The 15321-nt window shown below is 41.2% G+C and carries 11 protein-coding genes; 7 read left to right on the top strand and 4 right to left on the bottom strand.

Features of this window, described 5'->3' with window-relative positions:
* Positions 1–11: 11 nt before the first annotated feature.
* Positions 12–1151 (bottom strand): cytochrome d ubiquinol oxidase subunit II, encoded by a 1140-nt coding sequence (gene cydB / locus I6F45_RS08055; RefSeq protein WP_165739355.1) that lies wholly within the window; start codon positions 1149–1151, stop codon positions 12–14.
* Positions 1148–2731: a cytochrome ubiquinol oxidase subunit I gene (locus tag I6F45_RS08060; RefSeq protein WP_197160181.1), complete on the bottom strand. Its 1584-nt coding sequence runs from the start codon at positions 2729–2731 to the stop codon at positions 1148–1150. The genes cydB and I6F45_RS08060 overlap by 4 nt, the downstream gene beginning before the upstream one ends.
* Positions 2732–3032: 301 nt before the next feature.
* Here I6F45_RS08060 and lpxB point away from each other — a divergent pair, with 301 nt between their 5' ends.
* From lpxB to I6F45_RS08090, 6 genes are all read left to right on the top strand, one after another.
* Positions 3033–4190, top strand: coding sequence for a lipid-A-disaccharide synthase (gene lpxB, locus I6F45_RS08065; RefSeq protein ID WP_024608696.1), 1158 nt, complete (start codon positions 3033–3035; stop codon positions 4188–4190).
* The gene (gene rnhB, locus I6F45_RS08070) at positions 4180–4782 is read left to right on the top strand and encodes a ribonuclease HII (RefSeq protein ID WP_010553737.1); all 603 of its coding nucleotides are present in this window, start codon (positions 4180–4182) and stop codon (positions 4780–4782) included. Before lpxB ends, rnhB begins: the two co-directional genes overlap by 11 nt.
* 2 nt (positions 4783–4784) lie before the next feature.
* Positions 4785–8276: a DNA polymerase III subunit alpha gene (gene dnaE, locus I6F45_RS08075; RefSeq protein ID WP_197160183.1), complete on the top strand. Its 3492-nt coding sequence runs from the start codon at positions 4785–4787 to the stop codon at positions 8274–8276.
* 16 nt (positions 8277–8292) lie between these two features.
* Positions 8293–9249, top strand: coding sequence for an acetyl-CoA carboxylase carboxyl transferase subunit alpha (accA, locus tag I6F45_RS08080; protein WP_197160185.1), 957 nt, complete (start codon positions 8293–8295; stop codon positions 9247–9249).
* An 83-nt stretch (positions 9250–9332) separates the two neighbouring features.
* On the top strand, positions 9333–10637 hold the full coding sequence (tilS, locus tag I6F45_RS08085; protein ID WP_197160194.1) for a tRNA lysidine(34) synthetase TilS: 1305 nt from the start codon (positions 9333–9335) through the stop codon (positions 10635–10637).
* Positions 10638–10982, top strand: a complete 345-nt coding sequence (locus I6F45_RS08090; protein WP_197160197.1) for a hypothetical protein — start codon at positions 10638–10640, stop codon at positions 10980–10982. It abuts the gene before it with no gap.
* A gap of 56 nt (positions 10983–11038) precedes the next feature.
* Here the strand turns inward: I6F45_RS08090 and I6F45_RS08095 are convergent, their stop codons facing one another.
* A complete protein-coding gene (locus I6F45_RS08095; protein WP_197160199.1) occupies positions 11039–11935 on the bottom strand; it encodes a GGDEF domain-containing protein in 897 nt (298 codons plus the stop codon).
* 133 nt (positions 11936–12068) lie between these two features.
* Here I6F45_RS08095 and I6F45_RS08100 point away from each other — a divergent pair, with 133 nt between their 5' ends.
* The gene (locus tag I6F45_RS08100) at positions 12069–14042 is read left to right on the top strand and encodes a monovalent cation:proton antiporter-2 (CPA2) family protein (protein ID WP_197160207.1); all 1974 of its coding nucleotides are present in this window, start codon (positions 12069–12071) and stop codon (positions 14040–14042) included.
* A 15-nt stretch (positions 14043–14057) separates the two neighbouring features.
* On the opposite strand, the gene I6F45_RS08105 is transcribed toward I6F45_RS08100, so the two are convergent.
* Positions 14058–15203 carry a patatin-like phospholipase family protein gene (locus tag I6F45_RS08105; protein ID WP_197119493.1) on the bottom strand — a complete coding sequence of 382 codons (1146 nt, stop codon included), beginning with the start codon at positions 15201–15203 and terminating at the stop codon, positions 14058–14060.
* Between the last annotated feature and the right edge of the window lie 118 nt (positions 15204–15321).

The following is a 15321-nucleotide window of genomic DNA, read 5'->3' on the forward strand; positions in this document are numbered from 1 at the left end:
GTTTAGTCTCCTTAATAGCTACCGTGAGTGTTATTTTCAATTTCTTCAACTGTCACTCTGCGCCACATTTTTACGTAACACCAGGTGGTGTAGGTTAAAATAAGTGGTACAAAAATAGATACTGCAACAAACATTACATTTAGCGTTCTATGGCTCGATACCGCATCCCAAATTGTTAAGCTAATATTAGGATTATTGCTTGATGGCATAATAAATGGGAACAGTGAAACACCTGCCGTCATAATTACGCCTACTAACATTAAGCTTGTTGAAATAAGCCCAAGTGCTGGCTTATTCAATTTAGAAAATATAAGAGCACTTAATGCCATTGCAAACGCTAATATAGGGAAGGTCATTGTCCACGGGCGATCGCTGTAATTACTTAACCAAGCACCTTGCGCTGTTGTTACTACTTTAGCTAAAGGATCTGCGTGGCTTTGCGTATCGGGCATAGATACAATTTGGTAACCCGTTAAATTAGCAACCCAAAAACCAGCAGCTGCAAATAATACAATAAATGCAATTAGAGAGTAGCGACCATATTGACCCGAACGCTCTGCTACTGCACTTGCTGTACGAAGTTGTAACCACATACCAGCATGAGCAACTAACATGGTAATACTAATCAAACCAGCAAGTAATCCAAATGGGTTAAGCAAGCCAAAAAATGAGCCTTGGTAGCTAACACGCATTAGGTTATCAATATTAAACGGTACGCCTAAAAATAAGTTACCAAATGCAACACCAAAAACTAATGCCGGAATTGCGCTGCCTGCAAGCAAGCCCCAATCCCAGTTATTGCGCCAGCGTTTTGAGTCTACTTTACTGCGGTAATCAAACCCAAGTGGTCTAAAAAACAAAGCAAAGAGTACTAGCATCATGGCAAAGTAAAAGCCCGAAAATGCAGCTGCATAAACCATAGGCCACGCCGCAAATAACGCGCCGCCTGCAGTTATAAACCATACTTGGTTACCATCCCAATGCGGGCCAATTGTGTTTATTACTGTGCGGCGCTCTGAATCTGTTTTACCAACGAGGCGAAGCAACATAGCAACGCCCATATCCATGCCATCGGTAATAGCAAAGCCAATAAGCAGCACACCAATGATCAACCACCAAAGCATTTTTAATGTTTCATAATCAAAAATCATGATTGCTCTCCTTCAGTTTGCTCAGCTTTGTTTGGTAACTCAAAATGGTATTTACCGGTATGCAGCGAGCTTGGCCCTTGCTTAACAAAACGGATCATCAGCCAGCCTTCAACAATGGCTAAACCAGTGTAGAAAACAATAAATCCAGTTAAGCTAATTAGAATGTCGTTTATTGTTAGTGACGACGTGGCTAAAAAGGTCGGTAGTATTTCAGATATAGCCCAAGGTTGGCGACCATATTCAGCAACTATCCAGCCAAATTCAATAGCTATCCAAGGTAGTGGAATGCTCAATACAGCAGCCCATAACAACCAGCGCTTTTGCTCAATAACACGGTGTGCGTTGTAGTAAAATGCTAATATAAATACACCAAGCATCGCCACACCACAGGCAACCATAATCCTAAATGACCAGAACATAGGGCCCACTTTAGGGAAAGAGTCTTTAACAGCTTTTTGAATTTGCTCCTCGGTAGCATCTACAACATCAGGTGTGTAGCGCTTAAGCAGCAAGCCATAACCTAAATCATCTTTCAGGGTATTAAATGTTGCTATATTTTCAGGCGTGTCTTCACCATTTCTGAGCATCATAAGGTATTTATAAGCTATCATACCGTTACGGATTCGTACTTCGTGTTGTTTTTCTAGGTCGTTAATACCGGTAACTTGCTCATCGAGCGAGCGAGTTGCAATTAATCCAAGTGCGTAAGGTATTTTAACCGCAGCATGTGTTACTTGCTCTTCTGAATCAGGGAAACCAAATGCGGTAAACGCAGCCGGAGCTTCTTCTGTGTGCCATTCGGCTTCAATTGTTGCCAGTTTTACTTTTTGAACTTCGCCTACTTCGTAGCCTGATTCGTCACCAAGTAAAATTACACATAAAATTGACGCTAAACCAAAACCAGAAGCGACTGAAAACGAACGCTTAGCAAATGCAAGGTCGCGGCCTTTTAATATGTACCAACTACTTATACCCAATACAAACATTGATGCAGCTACATAACCTGCCGATACCGTATGAATAAACTTAACTTGTGCTACAGGGTTAAACACAAGCTCTGCAAAGCTAGTCATTTCCATGCGCATGGTTTGATAATTAAACTCAGCACCTACCGGGTTTTGCATCCAGCCATTGGCTATTAAAATCCAAAGCGCCGACATGTTAGTACCGATCGCCATTAAAAAGGTTGCACCTAAATGTTGGCGTTTAGAGAGTCTGTCCCAACCTAAAAAGAACATACCAACAAAGGTCGATTCTAAAAAGAATGCCATTAAACCTTCAATTGCCAGGGGAGCCCCAAAAACATCACCTACGTAATGGGAATAATAAGACCAGTTAGTACCAAACTCAAACTCCATGGTAAGGCCTGTGGCCACACCAATTGCAAAGTTAATACCAAACAATTTTCCCCAAAACTTAGTCATATCACGATAAATTTCGCGACCGGTCATTACATAAACCGATTCCATAATAACTAAAATCCAGGTCATACCTATCGTTAACGGTACGAATAAGAAATGAAAGAGAGCGGTAACAGCAAACTGTAATCGCGATAGATCCACAAAGGTTTCATCTATCATTATTGGCTCCTTGAGAGTGACGGATTAACAGGGCAACATTTAATTGGCAAAGTTAAGTTTTAATGAACTTTCAGTAATTACTGAAAGTTTGTAATATTATTTACGTTTGTGCAATTTTTGTCAATATGTATATTAGTAAAACTTAATATATATTTTATATGCTACATCAGTATTAAAAACAAACAATACAATAAATTAAATTTAGTGATAAAAAACCAGTTATTTAAAGCATTTAACCAAACAGTAAAACACGGTAAACTAACAAGCATGAACGCCTGGTTTACTTGTGAAATAAAATCAAATGAATAAAGATAAAAAACAACTACGAATTGGTATTGTGGCAGGTGAGCTGTCGGGCGATATTTTAGGCGAAGGCTTAATTAAAGCCCTTAAAAAGCACTTCCCGGATGCTATTTTTGAAGGGATAGCAGGGCCTAAAATGCAAGCGCAAGGCTGTAAAACACTTTACGACATGGATGAGCTTTCAGTAATGGGGCTTGTTGAGGTACTTGGGCGTTTACCGCGGTTGCTTAAAATACGTAAACAACTCGTGCAGCATTTTGTAGATAACCCACCTGATGTATTTATTGGTATAGATGCACCCGATTTTAACTTACGCGTTGAAAAGCCACTTAAAGATGCGGGCATTAAAACAGTACAGTATGTAAGTCCATCTGTTTGGGCGTGGCGCGAAAAGCGTATACATACAATAAGTGCAGCCACTAACTTAGTGCTTGCGTTACTGCCATTTGAAAAAGAGTTTTACGATAAACACCAAGTGCCATGTACATTTGTAGGACATACCTTGGCTGACGATATAGCGCTTGAGCACGACGATACTAAAGCACGTGCAGAACTCGGCTTAAGCCTTGATGACAAAGTACTGGCGTTACTTCCTGGTAGCCGAGGCTCAGAAGTTGGTTTACTAAGCGAAACTTACATTAAAACAGCTGCAGAGCTGCAAGCTAAAAACCCCAATCTTAAAGTTGTGGTGCCACTGGTTAACGAAAAACGCAAAGCGCAGTTTACTGATATATTAAACGCTACCGCGCCAAACCTTAATGTTAACCTGCTTGATGGACAATCAAAATTAGCGATGCAAGCCGCCGATGCTATTTTATTAGCGTCGGGCACTGCAACACTTGAAGGTATGCTTTATAAAAAGCCAATGGTAGTGGGCTATAAAATAAAGCCTTTGAGCTATTGGATATTTAAAACTTTATTTACGTTTAATATTAAGTATTTTTCGTTGCCTAACTTATTAGCAGACGAAGAGTTAGTGCCTGAGTTTTTACAAAGTGAGTGTAATGTGGCTAATTTAACAAATGCGCTTACTCCTATGCTCAACACTGATAACAAAGAGCTAAAAGCACGCTTTTTAGCTATTCACGAAAAAATTAGATTAAATGCCAGCGAACAAGCAGCCAACGCTGTGGCGGAGTTAATAAATGCAAATTGATAGACCTAATGTATCCTTAATTGCCGGTGTAGATGAAGTAGGGCGCGGCCCGCTTGTTGGTGATGTAGTTACTGCCGCCGTCATTTTAGACCCCACTAAACCAATTGCTGGCTTAGCGGATTCTAAAAAATTAACAGATAAAAAACGCCAAGCGCTTGCGATTGAAATAAAAGAAAAAGCATTGTGTTATGCCTATGGGCGCTGCAATCCAACAGAAATTGATGAGTTAAATATTCTGCACGCGACTATGCTCGCTATGACCCGTGCAGTAGAGGCATTAAGTACGCAACCTGAATTTGTATTTATAGATGGTAATCGTTTGCCAAAACTCACTATGCCAGCGCAAGCTATTGTTAAAGGCGATAGCTTAGTGGCCGAAATTTCAGCGGCGTCTATTTTAGCTAAAGTAGCCCGCGATGACGAAATGATTGAGCTTGATAAACGCCACCCTGAATATGGCTTTGCAGGGCACAAAGGGTATCCAACAAAAGCACATTTTGCAGCGCTTGAGCAGTACGGCGCGATTGATGAGCATCGTAAAAGCTTTAAACCTGTGCAGCGTGTATTGGCGCAAGCCAATGGTGAGGGTTAAGCATGGCTGCTCCTGATTTTGTTCATTTAAGAGTTCATTCAGATTTTTCGATGGTTGACGGCCTTGCTAAAACAAAGCCAATAGTTGCTAAAGCGCAAGAGCTGCAAATGCCCGCTATTGCGATTACCGATCAAATGAACTTTTGTGGCTTAGTGCGTTTTTACGGCGCAACACATAACGCCGGTATTAAGCCTATTGTGGGTGCTGACTTTTGGGTTCGTAGCCCAGAATTTCCTGACGAGCCAAGCCGCTTAACTATATTAGCCAAAGACAACGACGGCTATAAAAACATTACCTTATTAATATCTAAAGCGTATCAACGTGGGCATGTGTTTCATCGCCCAGTGATTGACCGAGAATGGCTGGTGGAGCATAAAACGGGCTTAATTATTCTCTCTGGCGCTAAAGATGGTGACTTAGGTAAGGCGTTACTAAAAAATAATCCAAGTGTTATTGAGTCGGTAGTTAGCTTTTATAAGCAGCATTTCAGCGATAACTATTACCTTGAGCTTGTTCGCACTAACCGACCGCTTGAAGAAGACTACTTACACATGGCGGTAGAGCTTGCTACAAAAGAGCAGTTACCTGTTGTAGCGACCAACGAAGTAGTGTTTTTAAAGCCTGAAAACTTTGAAGCGCACGAAATTCGTGTTGCCATTTTTGACGGCTACACGCTTGACGATAAACGCAGGCCTAAACGGTTCTCTGAAGAACAATATCTAAAAACATCAGAGCAGATGGCTGAGTTGTTTAGCGATATACCAGAAGCGCTACAAAACACAGTAGAGATAGCTAAACGTTGTAATGTAACTGTTCAGCTAGGGACTTACTTTTTACCTGATTACCCAACTGGCTCACTTAAGATTGATGAGTTTTTAGTTAAAGTGTCAGAAGACGGTCTTGAAGAGCGACTACAGTTTTTATTCCCCGATGAAGAAGAGCGAAAAGTAAAACGTGTTGAATACGATGAGCGACTTGATATAGAGCTTGGCGTAATTAACCAAATGGGATTCCCGGGTTACTTCTTAATCGTAATGGAGTTTATTCAGTGGAGTAAAGATAACAATATTCCTGTTGGACCTGGTCGTGGTTCAGGTGCTGGTTCATTGGTTGCTTACGCACTTAAAATTACAGACTTGGATCCGCTAGAATTCGATTTACTTTTCGAGCGATTTTTGAATCCTGAACGTGTATCAATGCCCGATTTCGACGTCGATTTTTGTATGGATAGACGTGACGAAGTGATTGATCACGTATCGGCTTTGTATGGTCGAAACGCCGTATCGCAAATTATTACCTTTGGTACTATGGCTGCAAAAGCGGTAATACGCGATGTAGGGCGAGTGCTTGGGCATCCTTACGGGTTTGTCGATCGTATTTCAAAAATGATTCCAGGCGATCCTGGGATGACACTTGCCAAAGCGTTTGATATAGAACCACGCTTGCAAGAAGCCTACGATGGCGACAATGAAGTAAAAGATTTAATCGATATGTGTCGTATCCTCGAAGGGTGTACACGTAACGCCGGTAAACATGCGGGTGGCGTAGTAATATCGCCAACGACAATTACCGACTTTTCTGCGCTTTATTGTGATGACGAAGGTAAGTTTCCGGTAACACAGTTTGATAAAAATGACGTAGAAACCGCAGGCTTAGTTAAGTTCGATTTCTTGGGTTTGCGTACACTGACTATATTGCAGTGGGCTGTCGATATGACCAACGTGCGCATGAAGCGCCAAGGTAAAGACCTCGTTGATATAAACACCATTCCACTTGATGATAAAAAAAGTATTGAGTTGCTACTTCGCGCCGAAACGACCGCTGTATTTCAGCTAGAGTCGCGCGGTATGAAAGACTTAGTACGCCGGTTAAAGCCCGATAGCTTTGAAGATATGATTGCATTGGTGGCCTTGTTCCGCCCAGGTCCGCTGCAATCAGGCATGGTAGATAACTTTATCGACCGAAAACTGGGCCGCGAAGAAATCTCATACCCAGATGCGCAATATCAGCACGAAAGCTTAAAACCAATACTCGAGCCAACTTACGGCATTATCTTGTATCAAGAACAAGTAATGCAAATTGCGCAAGTGCTAGCAGGTTACACGCTAGGCGGCGCCGACATGCTTCGCCGTGCAATGGGTAAGAAAAAGCCCGAAGAAATGGCAAAGCAGCGTTCAACATTTGAAGATGGCGCTAGAAATAACGGTATTGACGGCGAACTAGCAATAAAAATCTTCGATCTGGTAGAAAAGTTCGCAGGTTATGGTTTTAATAAATCTCACTCAGCGGCATATGCATTAGTATCGTATCAGACGCTGTGGATGAAAACGCATCATCCTGCAGAGTTTATGGCTGCAGTAATGTCGGCCGATATGGATAACACCGACAAAATAGTTATTTTGGTGGATGAATGTGAAAACATGAAGCTCACCTTATTGCCACCAGACGTAAACGCAGGCGAGTTTAAGTTTACAGTAAACCTGCAAGGCGAAATTGTTTACGGCATTGGCGCAATTAAAGGCGTGGGTGAAGCACCGGTTGATGCAATACTAGAAGCGCGTGCAAAAGGGGGTCCGTTTAAAGATTTATTCGATTTTTGTGCCCGAGTTGACTTAAAGCGCTTAAATAAACGCGTAACCGAAAAATTAATTTATTCAGGTGCACTTGATAAGTTAGGGCCAGAAAAAACACAACCAGGGCGTGCTACATTATTAGCTAGCTTAAAGGATGCAATGCGTGCGGCTGACCAACACAATAAAGCGGAGCTGTTAGGGCAAAGTGATTTGTTTGGTTTATTAGCCACCGAGCCTGATGAGGTTGAACAAGCCTTTATTAAAGCCACAGGACTCACAGATAACGAGTGGTTAGAAGGCGAAAAAGAAACGCTAGGCCTTTATTTAACTGGGCATCCGATAAATCAGTACCGCCGTGAACTTAAGCATTATACCAGCGGAAAAATAGTTGATTTACAGCCAACTAACCGTGATGTATTTGCAACCGCTGCTGGTTTAGTGATTGCCTCTAGGGTATTAATTAATAAAAAAGGAAATCGTTGGGCCTTAGTAACTTTAGATGACAAGAGTGCACGGATTGATGTACGCTTGTATTCAGACGAGTTTGAAAAGTACCAAGATATGCTCCAAGTTAACAATATCTTGGTAATATCTGGACAGGTCAGCTTTGATAACTTCTCCGGTGGTATTACAATGACCGCCAGAGAAATAAACACCATTGCTCAAGCGCGTGAAAAACGCATTAAAGCGATTAAAATGACGCTGAACATGGTGCAAGTCGAGGCAGGTTTCTTCGATAAATTACAAAAAGTACTCGAACCCTATAAAATGGGAACGTGTCCGATCAAGGTTTATTACCAACGTCCAGATGCGTTGGCGCAATTAACTCTTGGGATCGAATGGTGTGTTACGCCGAGCGACGACTTAATTCATAAGTTATCACTCATGGCGGCGCAAGACGTAGAACTAGAATTTAACTAATTAGGTAGTTTAGAGCATGAGCCTCAATTATCTTGATTTTGAGCTTCCAATTGCAGAATTAGAAGCAAAAATTGAAGAATTACAAAATATAAGCCGCGCTGGCGAATTAGACCTTGAGTTAGAAGAGGAAGTCAGCAAATTAAAAGAAAAAAGCGCCAAGCAAAAACAGGAGATTTTTTCTAATTTAGGCGCCTGGCAAGTATCACAGTTAGCACGTCATCCGTTGCGTCCTTACACTCGAGATTATATCGAGCGCATTTTCACGGAATTTGACGAGTTTTCTGGCGATCGTACATTTGCCAACGATCCGGCTATTTTAGGTGGCGTTGCACGTTTAGATGGCGAACCAGTAATGGTTATTGGCCAGCAAAAAGGCCGTGACACTGCTGAAAAAATCAAACGCAACTTTGGTATGCCAAAGCCAGAAGGTTACCGTAAAGCATTACGCTTAATGGAAATGGCTGAGCGTTTTAAAATGCCAATCATGACCTTTATCGACACGCCGGGTGCATACCCAGGTGTTGGCGCTGAAGAACGTGGCCAATCTGAAGCAATCGCGCGTAACTTAAAAGTAATGGCGACACTTAAAGTGCCGACAATATGTACAGTTATTGGCGAAGGCGGTTCAGGTGGTGCATTAGCGATTGGTGTTGGCGACAGAGTTAACATGTTGCAATACAGTACTTACTCTGTAATTTCGCCTGAAGGTTGTGCGTCTATTCTTTGGAAAAGCGCCGATAAAGCACCACTTGCAGCAGAAGCAATGGGTGTAACCGCAGAGCGTGTTAAAGAACTAGATTTAATCAGTAACTTAATTGATGAACCTCTAGGTGGCGCGCACCGCAATTACGATGCTATGGCACGTAACTTAAAAGAACGCCTTAAACGTGACTTAGCAGACCTACAAGCGCTTACGCTTGAAGAAATGCTTGATCAACGTTACAAACGTTTAATGTCGTTTGGTTATTGCTAAACACATTAAATGTTAAAAAAAAGCCGCTTATGCGGCTTTTTTGCTTTAAAATGTTCAGAGTTTTTATATAAAAGTGCGCCCATATGCATACATCAGCAATTTATCAGCAATTAAAAAAATCATTAAATAGCTATATTGAGCAAGGTAACACCGCTTTTACAGTGGCGCTTTCTGGTGGCGTTGATTCTGTGGTGTTACTGCATTTAATGCGCACTTTAAAAGAAGATAATTCTGCAATTAATGTATCGGCTATTTATGTTCACCATGGCTTGAGCCAGTATGCTGATGACTGGCAACGCTTTTGCAAAAACGTATGTGTTGATCTTAATGTGCCTTTTAAAACCGCGAAAGTAGTTATTGAACAACAATCGCGTACAAGCCTTGAAGCCCAAGCACGCGATGCCCGTTACAAAGCACTTGATGAGCTAAGCCCAAAAGGCAGTATTATATTACTGGGCCAGCATTTAAACGACCAAGTAGAAACATTTTTGCTGCGCTTAAAGCGAGGTTCGGGTTTAAAAGGGCTTGGCGCAATGCACCAAGCGCGTTTGCTACAAAGTGGTCGCGTATGTTTTAGGCCATTGTTAAACGTAGCGCGCAGCGATATAGAAGCCTTTGCAGCGCAGTTTAACATTAAGCACATAACCGATGACTCTAATACAGATGAAAGTTTTGATCGTAACTTTTTACGCTCAAAAATAGTGCCTGTTTTAGCTGAGCGCTTTAATGGGTTTGAACAATGTACTGCACGAAGCATTGAGTTGCTACAGCAACAGCAAACATTACTTGATGAATATACTCAGCTTGATTTAAATAAGTGTATTAACGAGCATCAAGCACTTTGCATTGGCCAGATAAGCGAATACAGCGCAGCGCGCATTGCAAATATAGTACGTGCGTGGCTTGCACTATTTACACAAGTGATGCCATCGCAAAAGCAGCTCGAGCAAATTATTAATCAAGCAATGTGCGCAAAAAACGATGCACAAATGCGTATTGATTTGCTCGATGGGCAAATACGTCGTCATCAAGGTTATTTGTATTTTGTAACACCAAGTGAAGTGTTAACAGATATTGAGCTGAATCATTCACAGCTAAAACTGGCAGACGGGCGCTTATTAATTAAAAGCACCGGTTGCGGAGTAAGACCTCCACACGCTAATGAGCAAGTAACAGTGCGCTTTAATTGTAATAGCGCACGTATAAAACCACTTAAAAAGCCGGGTAGCAATACCGTAAAACATTGGTTTAAAGATGCAAAAATAGCGCCTTGGCTGCGCGCCAGTGTGCCGCTTATTTTTTATAATGATGAATTAGTGCAAGTGGTTGGCTGTTTTATAAGTGCTAAGCATGTTGATGAAAATGGTATTTTTTGGGAGTGTAAATAAATGAGTAAGCAGCCGCATGTTGGTTTGTCGTTAGTGACTAAAGCGCCTATGGGTATGCTAATAACCGCAGTTATTGCTGTTATCGCTAATGTTTTACTTGAGTTAAATATTGTAACGTTAGGCTATGCAGTAGTGGGTGGGGTTGTATCTGCAGCACTTTTATTGGCTTACTGGTTAGGTAAGGGTGGATTGTTTTTTATTTTAGGCGTGAGCCTCCCACTACTTTTAGTATTATTTACACCACTTGCTACTATTACCGCATTACTTAATTTAATTAGTGGATTCTTTTTTGGCTTTTGTGCTGCTTTGTTTATTTATAAATTGATTTTTACTGAGCGCAATTAATAAAAATGCCTAGCGGGGGAAACTAGGCTTTTTTATTTAATTAGTTTAAGCAAATATTAATAAGCTTTTGCGCAGTTTCTGCCAGATGCTTTTGCTTTGTACAAACCTTTATCGGCTCGAGCAAAAATTTCGGTTTCGCTATCTTGGCTGCTAGCTAAAGTAAAACCAACGCTGGTTGTTACTTTGTATTTAGACATTAATGGCGATTTTCTGACTAAGCACATTATGCGCTCAGCGACGACCTTGTTAGTTGTAAACTCAGGGTCTTCAATGAGTAGAGCAAACTCATCACCACCAAATCTAAATACCGAATCAGTGCCGCGTATGCTGTTGCACAGTACTTTTGAAAATTCTTTAAGTGTATCGTCACCAATTTTATGACCAAAGTTGTCGTTAACTTGTTTAAAGTTATCTAAATCAAGCAGCATTAAACTAAATGGGCGCTGGTAACGGCGACAGTTTTCAAGCTTTTGCAGCAAAAAGTCATTAAATTGACTACGGTTGTTTAAACCTGTTAATGCATCTTTTGTAGCAAGTTTCAGCACACGGCTATACATCATCGCATTGCGAAGTGGATAAACCAGCGCAGTATGTAAAGCCTGTAGCTTTTTCTCAATTGCTTGGCCAAGCGGGAATTTACTAAAATAAATTAGCTGGCCTAAATGATCTTTCTCAATAGATAGATCAAAGATATATGGAGTATTACCGGTATTGCTATCTGAAGTTTGAGCTGTACCTAAAGTTGATTGGAACTGTAATCCAGAAAAATTTAGCAATTGTTTTGCAAATTTTGCATATATAGCTAAAACATCTTCTATAACTAGGCTTGTTTGTAGCTCTGTAACAAGATCATGCGTTGCCGCAGACTCGTTTATTTGTGTATGTTCGGCCGAAAACGGCAAAAAATCACCGCGACCAGACACACGCTGCGTCAAAATATGGACGTTTTCCACTAAAATCTCCCCCGAGGGTGTTGCTTTGCAGTAACTAAGCGATTTTTGTGCCATATTTTAAAATTGCATGAAAAACAGATGGTTGTTATATTTACTTACAAGCTACTAGTTTAATTTAAACGCGAGGCTGCATTTGCAAAGTATTAATGCTCAAATTTTTGGCTTATTAGTAGCGGCAGTGTTATTTGTGTGGTTTTTTAAACGCATTGGCTTGCCGCCTATTTTAGCGTATCTGGCAACTGGTGTTTTAGCCGGAAGTCATGGTATTGGCTGGCTAGCGCAATCACACGAAATAGAGTTTGTAGCAGAGCTGGGAATTGTGTTTTTGTTATTTAGTTTAGGATTAGAGTTTTCTATTTCGCGGCTAATGGCAATGCGAAACCTAGTATTTGGACTGGGCTCACTGCAAGTAGGTATAACCAGTTTACTCTTCATTATTATTTTATATTGTTTAGACTTTTCCTTACTCACCAGTTTTACCATTGGCGCAATTATGGCGCTTTCTTCTACGGCTGTAGTGGTTAAGCTATTAAAAGAAACGGGTGAGCTTAATCAGCGCCGTGGGCAATTGGCCGTTGGTGTACTGCTTTTTCAAGATATTGCTGTTGTTCCTCTATTAATAATACTTCCTTTATTTGCATCAAGCGACTCTCAAAGTATTGGCTGGGCTTTAGCGTTTGCCCTAAGTAAGGGCGCATTTGTATGCGTGCTTCTTTGGGCAATTGGTAAATGGGTATTGCCCATTGTGTTTAAAGAAATAGCGCAAGTACGAACCGATGAGTTGTTTGTGCTTACCACTATATTAGTCGCCTTATTTGCGGGCTTTTTAACGTATATGTTTGGCTTGTCTATGGCATTGGGCGCTTTTTTAGCGGGAATGATGTTAGGTGAGAGCAATTACAGGCATCAGTTAGAGGCCGATATACGTCCATTTCGCGATATTTTAATGGGGCTGTTTTTTGTCACTGTGGGTATGCAGTTGGATATTTTATTTGTACTGGCGCATATAGTAATAATTATTGGCGCATTGCTTGGGTTACTCGTATTAAAAATTACAGTAGTCGCACTTAGTGCGCGGCTAATGCATGAGCGAAACCAAGACTCGCTCGCCTGTGGCATTATGCTGTGGCAAATGGGGGAGTTTGGTTTTGTACTTATCGCACTTGCTGGCCAGCATCAGTTATTAAACTCAGAGCAAGTTTCATTTTTAATTGCCCTTGGTGTGTTATCAATGGCATTTACACCATTTTTGATTGATAAAACGCCATTTATTTTAAAGCGTTTGGGCATACTCGATCGTCCAAGTTTAGCATTAGAAGCAGAGCCACAAAGTAGTACACTTTATAGCGACCATGTTGTTATTTGTGGTTTTTCGCGAGTTGGGCAAACTATAGCGCGTTTTTTAAAGCCCGAAGCAATAGACTACGTTGCCATTGAAAGTAACCCAATTTTAGTACAAGAAGGCAAAGCGGCGGGTGAGCCTGTTATATTTGGCTATGTTAAACAAAAAGATATTTTAAAATGCGCAGGAGTAGAGCGAGCTCGCTTGGTTATTATTACTTTTACAGAGCTTGATCACGCACAAGTTGTTATTGATGCCATAAAACAAATAGCGCCCAACGTTAAAATACTCATTCGTACCCGTGACGATAGCCAGTTAGATTATTTAAAAGGGCTAGGCGTAACCGAAGTAGTGCCAGAGTCGTTAGAGGCGAGCTTAATGCTCGTGTCGCATGTGTTGTCTATGTCGGGCGTACCGATGACGCGTATTGTGCGTAGAGTAAGTAAAGAGCGCCGTAATCGTTATCCGTTAATGCAAAGCTTTTACGCAGGGTATTTTAAAGATAGCGAAGATGCCTCAAGTGAACGATTAGAATACTTACATGTAGTTGCGCTGCCAAGCAAAGCTTATGCGGTTAATAAAACAATTGAAGATCTAAATTTAGAAAAACGTCGAGTACTCGTAAAAGCACTGCGCAGAGAAGGAGCCGAAATAGACACGCCATCAGCGCAAACAACCTTGTTAGCTAACGACGTTTTAGTACTACAAGGTAAACCAAGGCGAGTAGAGCGGGTAGAGCACTACCTGCTCGACGGAATAGAATAACGTGCCTGTTTGGGCTTAATCTAACTCTAAAAACTCACGCATTTTAGGTAACTGCGCCATGCCATCTTCATAGCCAATTTGCATTAGATGCTGGGTGTAGCGTTTTTCAAACAATAGGTAACTGGTTAAACTCGATTGCGAATGTTTTTTAACACCGATTGTACGCAGCAATACTTTAATCGCCCACGGCATATCGTCGTAATACTGCGCAGCAATAGCATTAAAGTTTTGCGAAGGGTTAATAACAAAGGTATCAATTTGTTTTAGCTCTTGGTGTTTATCGCGTGCAGGTAATAGTCCTAAAGTGCGATTAACACGTTCCAAACGCTCCAAATCAGACTGCATTGTGTCGGTAAATACGCTATCGAGTAAATGCCCTGCAACAGCAGATAGACCCGGATAATGTGGCGAGTAACCCGGTGGGTGTAATTCTTTGGGTTGGTCGACCCCAATAATAAATATTTTTTCAGCGCCTAAATGAATCGACGGACTCAGCGGAGAAAGTTGATGTATAGAGCCATCCCCAAAGTAATGGTTATAAATATTTACACTTGGAAACACCATAGGGATGGCACTCGATGCCATTAAATGCTCAACGTTAATACGCGTAGCTTGGCCTTCGCGTTTAGCGCGTTGCCATGATGTTTGTGTATTTGATTGAAAAAACGCAACAGAGTCGCCCGTGGTATAACTAGAAGCCGTAATAGACAGCGCATCTAAATAATTACGATGTAAATTGCGCTCAATGCGGTGTAAATCTAAAATTTCGTTTAATAAACCACGCAGAGGGCGGTTGTTTAGCAAGCTCGCTGGTGGATGGTTAATATGTTCTGACTGAAAGCTCGTTAAAATATTACGCGCAATATGACCAAATACGCTTAAAAAATCACTTTTATAGACCATAGAGGTTGAAAAGTTTTTCCAAACTGATTCAAGCTTTCGTACAGCCAAATGCGCACAGGAGGCGTAACATGCTAACGCAGCTGAGTTAATAGCCCCAGCAGAGGTGCCATTTATTACTCTAAATGGCAATGGAGCAGTACGAGGCATACTATGAGCTAGCGCTTTAAGGACACCCACTTGATAAGCAGCACGTGCGCCACCACCTGTGAGTAATAAGGCAATTTTTGGTTTTTCTGGATCGACTTGCTTGATTTTCATATTGGTGGTTAAACTGTTCTACGTCTTTACTTTATTTATTAACTGTAAGTCTTTAAGCTAGAAGAATCAAAGGATAACTGCCCTAATACTTATTACATTGTTTAATCACCCAATTTAG

This window comes from Pseudoalteromonas sp. SWYJZ19 (assembly GCF_015864375.1).
In the GTDB taxonomy this organism is placed as follows: Bacteria; Pseudomonadota; Gammaproteobacteria; order Enterobacterales; family Alteromonadaceae; genus Pseudoalteromonas; species Pseudoalteromonas arctica.

What these genes read in the sequence shown, in the direction of transcription:
- cydB (WP_165739355.1), bottom strand. Translation starts at nt 1,151, where the DNA reads ATGATTTTTGATTATGAAACATTAAAAATGCTTTGGTGGTTGATCATT.
- I6F45_RS08060 (WP_197160181.1), bottom strand. Translation starts at nt 2,731, where the DNA reads ATGATAGATGAAACCTTTGTGGATCTATCGCGATTACAGTTTGCTGTT.
- lpxB (WP_024608696.1), top strand. Translation starts at nt 3,033, where the DNA reads ATGAATAAAGATAAAAAACAACTACGAATTGGTATTGTGGCAGGTGAG.
- rnhB (WP_010553737.1), top strand. Translation starts at nt 4,180, where the DNA reads ATGCAAATTGATAGACCTAATGTATCCTTAATTGCCGGTGTAGATGAA.
- dnaE (WP_197160183.1), top strand. Translation starts at nt 4,785, where the DNA reads ATGGCTGCTCCTGATTTTGTTCATTTAAGAGTTCATTCAGATTTTTCG.
- accA (WP_197160185.1), top strand. Translation starts at nt 8,293, where the DNA reads ATGAGCCTCAATTATCTTGATTTTGAGCTTCCAATTGCAGAATTAGAA.
- tilS (WP_197160194.1), top strand. Translation starts at nt 9,333, where the DNA reads ATGCATACATCAGCAATTTATCAGCAATTAAAAAAATCATTAAATAGC.
- I6F45_RS08090 (WP_197160197.1), top strand. Translation starts at nt 10,638, where the DNA reads ATGAGTAAGCAGCCGCATGTTGGTTTGTCGTTAGTGACTAAAGCGCCT.
- I6F45_RS08105 (WP_197119493.1), bottom strand. Translation starts at nt 15,203, where the DNA reads ATGAAAATCAAGCAAGTCGATCCAGAAAAACCAAAAATTGCCTTATTA.